Below are 5,751 nucleotides of genomic sequence, written 5' to 3' on the forward strand. Positions count from 1 at the left end.
CTTCATAAAAGAAGGGAATCCGCCGAATCAGGGAACAAATCCGCCATGCTGATGAAGAAATCCGCCAAAATCCAAGAAAAATCCGCCAAACGAAAAATTGAGGCTTCATAAAAGAAGGAAAACCGCCGAATTTGGGAACAAATCCGCCATGCTGATGAAGAAATCCGCCAAAGTTCAAGGAAAATCCGCCAAACGAAAGATTGAGGCTTCATAAAAGAAGGAAAACCGCCAAATTTGGGAACAAATCCGCCATGCTGATGAAGAAATCCGCCAAAACCCAAGGAAAATCCGCCAAACGAAAATTTAAGGCGTCGCAAAATAAGCATACCCGCCGAATCTGGGCATAAATGTCCCAAACCCATAAGAAAATTCGCCAATCCAAAAACTCCCGTATTCCCAAAAACTGATCTGCCATTAATAAATCCAAATATGGAATGGCACTGGCCAAGACTTTCGTTTACAATGTACAAAGTAGAGAGAATTTGCAAAAAACACGGTTTATTGTCGATTTTCACGGAAAACAAATGCTTAGTATTGGGGTAATACGATGGTATTTAGTAGCTTAGTGTTCTTATATTTATTTTTGCCGTTAGTCATTATCGCTTATTTCATTTCTCCAAAATATTTCCGCAATATGGTGTTGTTGATTGCGAGTTTGTTTTTCTATGCCTGGGGAGAGCCGAAATACGTTTTTTTGATGCTGATTTCCATTCTGGTGAACTATGTGATGGGGATTGTCATCGATCAAACGCCTCCTTCCGCGAAAAAGAAGCGGTTGTTGATACTGACGCTAATCGTGAATATTGCGATTTTGGGCTATTACAAATACGCGGGTTTCTTTATCGGCATATGGGAAGACCTGTTTCATGTCGACATTGAATTCGAGGAAGTTCCGCTTCCAATCGGGATTTCCTTCTATACCTTCCAAGCCATGAGCTATATCATCGACGTGTACAGGCAGGAAGTGAAGGCGCAGCGGAGCCTCACCGATTTGTCCCTGTTTATTTCCCTGTTTTCTCAGCTCGTTGCAGGGCCGATTGTGCGTTATCAGACGATTGCCGAGCAAATCAAGCGACGGATCATTAAAAATGAAGATTTAATGATCGGGACGCGCAGATTTATTCAAGGGTTGGCGAAAAAAGTGCTGATCGCCAATCCAATGGGGGCTGTGGCGGATTATTGTTTTGCCCTTTCCGGCGACAACTTGGCGACGGGGACGGCTTGGTTGGGCATCCTGGCTTATACGCTGCAAATCTACTTTGATTTCTCCGGATACAGCGACATGGCGATCGGACTGGCGCGCATTTTCGGATTCAAATTTTTGGAAAACTTCAATTATCCGTACATCAGCCAATCCATTACGGAGTTTTGGCGTCGTTGGCACATTTCGTTAAGCCAATGGTTCAGGGATTATGTGTATTTCCCGTTAGGCGGAAGCCGCGTCGATGCCCAATGGAAAGTGTATCGGAATTTGTTGGTCGTGTGGACTTTGACCGGATTTTGGCATGGTGCCAGCTGGACGTTCATGGCATGGGGGTTCTACTACGGCGTGTTGATCTGTTTGGAAAAATGGGTGGTCTTGAAATGGCTCGATAACATCCCCCGAGTGTTGCGCCATGTGTATGTGCTGTTGATTGTCATGATCGGCTGGGTCTTTTTCCGGGCGGATGATTTTGCTTATTCCTTTAATTACATCAAAACCATGTTCTTCTTGAATGACGTTCCATTGTATGATTATCGAACATTGCTGGTTCTGAATGATTATGGCCTTTATTATGTGGCGGGCATCCTCTTCTCAATCCCGGTTTATCAATGGTATGCAAAATGGAGTGAACAAAAAGCGCAAGAAAACAACGGCTTTTATGTGTCGCTCCGGATTGTCCAAACCGCTTACTATTTATTGATTGTGTTCATCGTGACGATGTTTTTGGTGAATTCAACGCATAATCCGTTTATTTATTTCAGATTCTAGGTGATATGATGAAAAAATTCGAATTGCTGTTGCCGATAAGTTTCTTCATCTTCATATTTGGCATGCTCATAGTGCACGTATGGATGCCGGACCGGGCAGTTTCCCAAATGGAGAACCGCAATTTGACAGTGCTGAATAAACGGCCCGGATTGGAACAAATATTTTCTGGGGAATATTCGAAGCATCTTGAGGACTATTTCACCGACCAGTTTCCAAAGCGGGACGGCTGGATCAGAGAATACGTGCTGTTGCAAAGACATATGGGGAAATTGTATTTGAACGATAAATATTATCTTGCCGGAGATGGCTGGATTGCTGTATCGCCGGTGGTGGAAGTGGAGGAAGAAGCTGTCGAGAAGTTCGTTGATGAATTGTCCGGGCTTTCCCACGATTTGGCACAAGCCGGCATCCCGTTCACGTATTATTCATTCCCAGCCAAAGCCACATATATTTTGAAAGCTCCCGAGTTCATGCCAAAAGATGTGGGGCAGGAACAAAACCGGAAAGTTCATGAGCTGTTGAAGGAACGAAATGTAGATGAAGTTCGTCTAATGGATTATATGGATCCATCCATTCCTGTGGAAGAAATGTATTATAAAACGGACCACCATTGGACGATGAGAGGGGCGTATGCGGCATATGAAGCGTTGATTGGCACGTTGAGCGAACGGATGGACGAATATTTGTCCCCGATCCCTTATGATGAGCGGAATACCGTATGTTTGAAAAATGAATTTTTAGGTTCTTGGAACAAAATCTTGGCGATGACGGTGGAAAATGATGATCAGGTTTGTTACAATGAACCAATTGATTTTTCAGAGATATTGACCATTTATGAAAGAACGGCCACGAGGGAATATCAGGCGGATGTGGACAAGCTTTATGGAATCGCCAAAACTTATGAGGAATCAAGACCGGTCGAATACAGCGAGGGATACAGCCGCGATTTGATCGAATTGAATATCTATAATCAAAAGCCCCAAGTGGACAAGCATTTGGTGGTGATCAAGGATTCCTATTTCAACCCGATCCAACTGCTGGTGGCATCCCATTTCCGCCGGTTGACCATCATTGATTTACGCTATTTCGATAAACCTTTGATCGACTATTTGAAGGAAATTCATCCGGATTATGTCCTATTGGCCTATAATGACCGGAACCTGAATGTTTATCAAAAAAATGAATAAATTGTCCGGCGGTACGTTTTCATAATCCGGGATCCTTGGCCCATACTGAAACTTTCGCCGGAATGGGATGAAATGTTTCTCCAATTCCGAATTCTGACCGGGGAATTGCGTTGCGGTTTCAAATCATGTAAAATGCATGAATGTGAATGAGGTTAGTGAGTAGGTGATTTGATTTTGGCGCTTTCTCCGCGCCAAATCCAATATGGAATCTATTGATTTTTTAATAGAAATGTTTAATTTCATGGCGCTATCTTGTGCTATAATTACCTTTGATTTGCTGAAATAATAAAATACATAATGAAGAGAGGGAAAGGAAGAGCATCTGCAGGGAAATCGATGTTCGGGAAGTTATATGAAAGATAGGATAAAAGCGACGATTAACAATATAAATAAAATAGATACGTTCTCGCCATATTTCTTTTTGCCGTTTATTTTGATGGCTTACTTCGTCGTCAGTTTGTTTGATTTTTGGCGGTTCGATTTATTCAATGTGAGAAAATCGATTTGGCCGGCCGTGATTTTGTCGGTGGTTTGCTATTACATCGGCGTTTATGTGGTGGATCGCAAAAAATGGACATTGCCGACGTTCGGGTTGTCCAAGTTGAGCAAATATATCGTCCATTTTGTGGTGCTGTTGACGGCCATCGGATTGGTGGCGTATGTGATGATGATCGCCCAAGGGATGATCGGGCTTGAAGACGAGTCCGTGCGCCGGAATTTGGACCCGAAATTGAATTTCTTCAGCCACTTGTTGTGGTACGGGGTATTGCTGCTTCTTTCTTATAAAATGATCAAAGAAGAAACGATGACGTGGAAAAAGGCGATTGTGTACGCCATTTTATTTGCTGTGGTCATGTTCCTGTTTTTATTGATGGGATATCGGACACCATTGGCATTGATGTTGTTTACAGGCATTATTGTATTTCATTATGTGGTGAAACGCGTCAAACTGACTTGGTTCTTGACATTCCTCGCCGTTGTGGCCATTTCCTTTGCATTGTTCGGGTTTGTGCGCGTGTTGATGGAAGATACGTCCAAGGAATTCAACATGCGGGATCAACCGGATCGTGAGCATTTGGAAGAAGAAGAGCTGGAGAAATTATTGACAGCTGAACAGCGCGTCAATGCGACGCCAAAATGGATCTTGGCATTGAACGGCGAAATGGTCACTGGCCATATCGTGTTGAGTAAAATCATTGAGTATACTGAAAAAGAAGGCTATCTCAAAGGAGAAATCCATAAAGGCATCTTCAGTACCGTCTTGCCGGGAGAACAAATTTCTCCGCGCATGAAAGTGACAGAAGTGGTGAACTCATTAAGCGTGGAAGAAGGAAAATACATCACCCGCCCAGGCAGAACGACAACACCGACGTTTATCGGCCAATTGTTCCTGGATGGGGGATATGTGCTCGTGGCCATTGGCTTCCTGCTCTATGGAGCCATCGTATCCTTGCTTTATAATAAAATGAAACAAGCCGGAGTGAAAAGTTTCCATACAATCGCATACGCGTTTGTCATCACGTTGTTTACCGTTTCGATTCATACCGGATTGTTGGATTTGATCTTCATCCTGATGCTGGGATTTGTGATTCTTGCTTCTGCAATCAGTAAGACGGAGAAAGCGGAAGTGGGAATTGGCGCGGAGGCTTCTCTTGGAAGCACAAGAAGTTTATATGGGAAATGATGAAGTTTGAAATTGAGGCACCTTTCGAATGAAGCGATTCATTCGGAGGTGTTTTTTGTTTGGGAAAAATTTAAGGGGCGCTTCTTTACGTGTATATGCGAGCGAGGGACGGTATCTAAGCGAGATTGGGGATTATGTGAGCAAGCATGGGTGGTATCCGAGCAAGCGGGGATGCCATCCGAGCAAGAGAAGAAGTTATCCGAGCAAGCGGGGATGCCATCCGAGCAAGAGAAGTTGCCATCCGTGCAAGAAGAGGAGTTATCCGAGCAAGCAGTGGTCGTATCCGAGCAAGAGGGGATGCCATCCGAGCAAGAGAAGTTGCCATCCGTGCAAGAAGAGGAGTTATCCGAGCAAGCAGTGGTCGTATCCGAGCAAGCGGGGAGGTCATCCGAGCAAGAGAAGAAGTTATCCGAGCAAGAGAAGTTGCCATCCGTGCAAGAAGAGGAGTTATCCGAGCAAGCAGTGGTCGTATCCGAGCAAGCGGGGATGCCATCCGAACATGCGAAGAAGCCCATCCACCCCAAAGAGTTCCCCATCCGCACGAAAAAAGAATTCATCCACACCAAAGAACTCCCCATCCGCACGAAAAAAGAATTCATCCACACCAAAGAACTCCCCATCCGCACGAAAAAAGAATGTATCCACACCAAAGAGCCCCCCATCCGCACGAAATAAGAATGTATCCACCACCAAAAAAACCCCCAACCACACAAAAGAAGAATTCCTCCACCCCGAATCCCCCGCATAGCAAAAGCGAATCCCCCGCACACCAAAAGCGAATCCCCCGCACACCAAAAGCGAATCCCCCGCATAGCAAAAGCGAATCCCCCCTCACTCAACAAATCCCCATAACCCCCCTCAAAACAAAAAAAGAGGCTGGGACAAAACCCCCTCTAAAATGGAAACAG

The 5,751-nt window shown here is 44.6% G+C and carries 5 protein-coding genes; 4 read left to right on the top strand and 1 reads right to left on the bottom strand.

Translation table 11 applies throughout. The features are described from left to right. Nucleotides 1-2: 2 nt before the first annotated feature. Complete coding sequence (locus ACFPOH_RS11430; RefSeq protein WP_390309739.1) at nt 3-515, bottom strand: hypothetical protein; 513 nt, start codon at nt 513-515, stop codon at nt 3-5. 32 nt (nt 516-547) lie between these two features. Here ACFPOH_RS11430 and ACFPOH_RS11435 point away from each other — a divergent pair, with 32 nt between their 5' ends. The 4 genes from ACFPOH_RS11435 to ACFPOH_RS11450 all read left to right on the top strand — a co-directional run bounded on the left by ACFPOH_RS11435 (nt 548) and on the right by ACFPOH_RS11450 (nt 5,518). Continuing rightward, nucleotides 548-1,972: an MBOAT family O-acyltransferase gene (locus ACFPOH_RS11435; RefSeq protein WP_390309741.1), complete on the top strand. Its 1,425-nt coding sequence runs from the start codon at nt 548-550 to the stop codon at nt 1,970-1,972. A gap of 5 nt (nt 1,973-1,977) precedes the next feature. Continuing rightward, the gene (locus ACFPOH_RS11440) at nt 1,978-3,159 is read left to right on the top strand and encodes a DHHW family protein (protein ID WP_390309743.1); all 1,182 of its coding nucleotides are present in this window, start codon (nt 1,978-1,980) and stop codon (nt 3,157-3,159) included. Between the two features lie 352 nt (nt 3,160-3,511). Continuing rightward, nucleotides 3,512-4,843: an oligosaccharide repeat unit polymerase gene (locus ACFPOH_RS11445; RefSeq protein WP_342470196.1), complete on the top strand. Its 1,332-nt coding sequence runs from the start codon at nt 3,512-3,514 to the stop codon at nt 4,841-4,843. A 150-nt stretch (nt 4,844-4,993) separates the two neighbouring features. Then, entirely contained in the window at nt 4,994-5,518 is a 525-nt protein-coding gene (locus tag ACFPOH_RS11450) for a hypothetical protein (RefSeq protein WP_390309745.1), read from the top strand. Nucleotides 5,519-5,751 lie beyond the last annotated feature (233 nt).

This window comes from Ureibacillus suwonensis (assembly GCF_042655065.1).
Taxonomy (GTDB): Bacteria; Bacillota; Bacilli; order Bacillales_A; family Planococcaceae; genus Ureibacillus; species Ureibacillus suwonensis.